Annotated in this window: 4 protein-coding genes; 2 read left to right on the forward strand and 2 right to left on the reverse strand. The window is 60.8% G+C overall.

Annotation, left to right across the window (positions count from 1 at the left end; genetic code table 11):
• Positions 1-210 precede the first annotated feature (210 nt).
• Entirely contained in the window at positions 211-1083 is an 873-nt protein-coding gene (locus ACI944_RS12285) for a CbiX/SirB N-terminal domain-containing protein (protein ID WP_411719333.1), read from the reverse strand.
• A 376-nt stretch (positions 1084-1459) separates the two neighbouring features.
• Between ACI944_RS12285 and ACI944_RS12290 the strand changes: the two genes are divergently transcribed.
• Positions 1460-1939, forward strand: a complete 480-nt coding sequence (locus ACI944_RS12290) for a universal stress protein (protein ID WP_411719334.1) — start codon at positions 1460-1462, stop codon at positions 1937-1939.
• A gap of 710 nt (positions 1940-2649) precedes the next feature.
• On the opposite strand, the gene ACI944_RS12295 is transcribed toward ACI944_RS12290, so the two are convergent.
• Entirely contained in the window at positions 2650-2784 is a 135-nt protein-coding gene (locus tag ACI944_RS12295) for a hypothetical protein (RefSeq protein ID WP_411719335.1), read from the reverse strand.
• A 128-nt stretch (positions 2785-2912) separates the two neighbouring features.
• Here ACI944_RS12295 and ACI944_RS12300 point away from each other — a divergent pair.
• Positions 2913-4366: AAA family ATPase (locus ACI944_RS12300; protein WP_411719336.1), on the forward strand; the 1454-nt coding region annotated here is incomplete at its 3' end.

Consider the following 4366-nt stretch of genomic DNA (forward strand, 5'->3'; position numbering starts at 1 on the left):
GCGGAGACGCACCAGTAGACGTGCGTGTGAATGGTGGGACGTTGAACGGCGAGAGTCACCGGCCTATTGCTGGTGACTAATTGCCGGGAGTCCACATCAAAGCCACTGAAAGGCGACGCCTTTCAAGGCCTTGGCAGAGCGACGCTCTGCCAGTGGCCCCACCCTCAAGGACCGAGGCGCGTATGCGCCGAGGGAGTAGGGTGGGGTAGTTTACTCCGGGATTTGTCCGCCGTCGGCGTCAACGCGCCCTCGCGGCCCCCCGACTGTGGTCGGAGGGGGCGGTACGTCGCCGTCGCGCGTATTAACAATGTACTGTTTTGCTACGGCCGCGTACATCGCGTCGGTAAGCAGGGAGTGGGTCCCAATCGGCTCGGCGTACGCCACGCGGCCGCGGTCGTCCCGGATCTTCGCGCGTATCTCCGTCCGGATAGCGGGTCCCGGCGAGACGAACGCTGGGACGACAACCATTCGACGCCTCGAGACGTTGTATCGGACGCACTCCGCCGCCGGGTCTTGAAGCAGATAACACGAACGCACGTCAGCGTAATCGGACCGCTTGCGGAGTCGTCTCTCGTGATACTTGAGTGTCTCTCGGGACCCCGGCGCCGAACCGCTTCCAAACCCGACGAGCACGAGAGCGGTATCCTCGGTCGGCTGGGCTGTCTCCGCCGCACGTTCGAGCAGGAGGCGAGAAACCGCGGGAACGCGGCCGATCGGATCGCACACGCACACCGAGTTCGGTATCGACGTTGCGATGGCCCGCACCGCGTGTTCCGCTCCCCTCGTGTTCGTCATGAGCACCGGCAACAGAAACACCTCCCCGTCGTCAAGAGCGCCCGTTTTCGATAGCGCTGTTCCGTCCCCGTCGATGGCGTGCGTTCTATCGTAGTGGGCGACTCTGACCGACGCCGCGATGTCGCGATCCCGGAGTCGCTCGGCGTGTACCTCCAACGCTTGGCTCGAACCGTTCGTATGTCGACCCACGAGCAGTAGTGTTCCGTTGATCATGTAACTCCCTCGCCGGATGCCGACCTGGCTGAGGTCGATCCGGGCTTGATCCTCTTCCGTGATGTCTGTTACCATATATAATAATCTTATGATTCCTGGCCTCATCAGAGCCGTCCGGCAACCGCGCAGCCCCGTAATGCTAGCTAGTTGTTATCATACCTGCAAACATGCGTGTGTATATCGCCCAATAACAACATTATATCCATTACGAATTAATTTCTTTACTTTAAATCAACACAGAGCAAAATTATTAATAAATACGCCCAGTCGTTCAGTATAATTACACTCGCCAGCGGCAACGGCCCCCACAAGGTGATCAGCCGATGCAGTCATCCCCAACAACAGGGTCGACCCTCGCCGGGATCTCGGCAAATTTTATATATCTGACCCAATAAGATAACATTTGACGCGGTATGTAATCAAAGATCAAGGTATCCGTCCTCTCGATTTTATGTACCAATCCGTTCTCGTCGCCGTCGATGGACGCAACCAGTTACCGTCGGTTACCGACACGGCGTTCGCGGTCGCCGAATCGTTCGACGCCCGCCTGTACGCGCTGTTCGTCATGAACACTCAGTTCACCCGCTCCTCGCGGTGGATGGAGGAGTATGAAGAAACTGGTGATGAGGTGCTCGCGGAAATCAGTCGGGCCGCGAAAGCGAGGTCGATACCGATGGAGGCGTGCCTCAGGCGGGGCCGACTCGCCGGGACGGCCATCGAATACGTCGAAGAGCACTCCATCGATTTGATCGTAGTGGGCGAACGCGAGCAGTCACCGATCGAACAGTGGTTCATCAGGACTCCGTCACAGAAGTTGGTCAGAAACTCCCCCGTCTCGGTGTTGACCGTGTGTGGAGCAGACGAACCAGTCGACTCGGAGCCCCCTCATGATTCGAGCGAGTCGGTCGGACAGGTCGGGGCGGAACGATAGGTCGGACACCGTTGGCCGGAGCGTCCGAGATAATTTCTTTATATAAAATATCTTATATAACTAGCTAGTAATACAAATATAGTAACTCAATCAGTTTACTCGGTCCAGCGAATCAAGCACCCGCTCAGACGGAGTGACCGGAGGTTAGATCGCATTACTCGGGGGGACAGGTTATTTATTATTAACTTCGGAGTACGTTCACTGAAGCCTTCAGTTCCGGATTCGATATCTTCTCTAACAGGTATAACGCTGTAGATACAGCTGCTAGAACGTTTTAAGCCATTTTACATACAGTACGGGATCAATCGACTGCCAATTAATAATCGACTGAATTTAACAACCATATATTTTGTAATTTCTGTTTGCTGTACGAAATAGGACACATAAAAGATGTATATCCGCGCCACCAGTCCGGATACATCCATCCGGCGTCGCCGTGATGTCGGCCCAACATTACCATCGCGGGCGTGGCCCGCGGCAGGCGCGCTGTAGGTCAAAACGCGCACGCGCGACGCGAGGCTACTGCACGCGACCCAAAGCTCTCACACGCGACCATTCGAGACACTCACTGCAAATTGCCAGGTCCGGTCCGGCCCGGCCGGGAAACAGAGGCGCGGAGGGTGATGCGTATATATACAAGTTGCGGCTCGGATGGGATCAGCAGCTGACGGGCGTCTATCCCGTGGCGACCGTTCGGCGCGAGGGGAACCCTACTGGATGTAACTCGGCTCCTCGGCGTCGCAGTTCTCCTCGTGTTGGGCCGCGTCCTCGCGGTTGTCGAACAACAGACCGCATTTTTCGCACTCGTACCACGTCTCCCCGTCTCGCTCTGTGGTCGCGACCATACACGGATGTGGGATATCGGAGGGTATAATCGTTGCCCCGACGTTACCCCGCCGCCCTCCGCGCGTCCGCTGCCCCGAGGCCCATCCGCGGTCGGAACGGTAAAGCGGCACGCGAACCGAACAAACGTATGGCTGGGCAGGTGACGCTGACGGTGAAAGGTGCGGAAAAACGGGACGCGGGGCGCGGCGTCGCCCGCCTGCCGGAGTCCGCACGGCGCGCGCTCGGCGTATTGAGCGGCGACACGGTCGTCATTGAGGGCGAGCGCCCGACAGTAGCGAAGGTCTGGCCCGCGGCCGGGAGCGATGGGATCGTCCGCATCGACGCCGAAACCCGCGCCAACGCGGGTGTCAACGTCGGTGAGACCGTGACCGTGGAACCGGTGTCTATCGCCGAGGCCGACCGGGTCATCGTCGAGATTCCCGTGAGCGCCGACGAGGACGTACTCGAATCCATCGCGAGCGACCTCCGGGACCGCCCGCTTCAGTCCGGCGAGACGGTGCGATTGGAGCGGCCGGGCGTCCGCGCGGCGGTCACCGAGACCGCCCCGGACGGAACCGTTCGCGTCACCGGGAACACGACCGTTCGGGTGCGGGAGCGCCCCGCCACCGACGACGATCAAGCGGACGGGGCGGCAGCGGGATCGACGACAGACCCGGACCGGACCGCTCCGGAGCCGACCGCCGAGGCCACATATGAGGACATCGGCGGCCTTGACAAGGAGCTCGAACAGGTCAGAGAGATGATCGAACTGCCGCTTTCGGAGCCGGAGCTGTTTCGAAAACTCGGCATCGATCCACCCTCCGGCGTCCTGCTGTATGGGCCGCCAGGGACCGGCAAAACCCTCATCGCGAAGGCGGTCGCCAACGAGGTCGATGCCCACTTCGAAGTGATCGACGGCCCAGAGATCGTCTCGAAGTACAAAGGCGAGAGCGAAGAACGGCTCCGGGAGACGTTCGAACGCGCGATCGAGAACCAGCCCGCGGTCGTCTTCGTCGACGAGATCGACTCCATCGCCGGCACCCGGGACGAGGACGCTGACATGGAAAACCGTGTCGTGGCGCAGTTGTTGACGCTTATGGACGGCCTCGAAGACCGCGGACAAGTCATCGTCGTCGGCGCAACAAACCGCGTCGACGTGATCGATCCCGCCCTGCGGCGCGGCGGCCGCTTCGACCGCGAGATCGAGATCGGCGCGCCCGACGAGGCGGGCCGCCGAGAGATCCTCGACGTCCACACCCGAGGAATGCCGTTAGACGAGGACGTCGACCTCGACGGACTCGCCGCCAGAACCCACGGCTTCGTCGGCGCGGATATCCACGCCCTCGCCACGGAGGCCGCCATGCGCGCGTTACGAGACCGCGACGACAGGGAGGAGCTCGTGGTCACGCAGGCAGATGTCGAGACGGCTCTCACCGCCGTCGACCCCTCGACGATGCGCGAATACGTCGCGGAGACGCCCGAGACGACGTTCGATGACGTCGGCGGCCTCGCGGAGGCCAAGCGGGTGCTGACGGAGGCCGTCGAGTGGCCCCTCGCTTACAGCGCCCTCTTTGAGGCGACAAACACCGATCCACCCTCCGG

Source organism: Natronomonas sp. (genome assembly GCF_046710025.1).
Lineage (GTDB): Archaea > Halobacteriota > Halobacteria > Halobacteriales > Haloarculaceae > Natronomonas.

Coding starts and splice junctions, on each gene's coding strand:
- ACI944_RS12285 (WP_411719333.1), bottom strand. CDS start 1,083: ATGGTAACAGACATCACGGAAGAGGATCAAGCCCGGATCGACCTCAGC.
- ACI944_RS12290 (WP_411719334.1), top strand. CDS start 1,460: ATGTACCAATCCGTTCTCGTCGCCGTCGATGGACGCAACCAGTTACCG.
- ACI944_RS12295 (WP_411719335.1), bottom strand. CDS start 2,784: ATGGTCGCGACCACAGAGCGAGACGGGGAGACGTGGTACGAGTGCGAA.